Annotated in this window: 1 protein-coding gene; it reads right to left on the reverse strand. The window is 45.1% G+C overall.

All coding sequences use genetic code 11. From position 1 onward, the window contains the following. Positions 1–204, reverse strand: a 204-nt coding sequence (locus tag H3T75_RS10820; RefSeq protein ID WP_198211710.1) for a hypothetical protein, incomplete at both ends; no start/stop codon positions are given.

The following is a 204-nucleotide window of genomic DNA, read 5'->3' on the forward strand; positions in this document are numbered from 1 at the left end:
CGGTTGAATCTGCTGATACATTACCGGCAGCTACATGGGTAATTCTTTGTGCACTACCGCTTCCATGACTGGCATCATATGCACTTATACCGCCATTCCATTGCAGGGCATCCTGATTTAATGAAGATACCTGATTATTGATACTGGCATATCCGCTTGACAGGCTGTTTATGCTGCTATTAGCTGTGTTCAGACCGGTTGACA

This window comes from Snodgrassella sp. W8135 (assembly GCF_016101225.1).
Lineage (GTDB): Bacteria > Pseudomonadota > Gammaproteobacteria > Burkholderiales > Neisseriaceae > Snodgrassella > Snodgrassella alvi.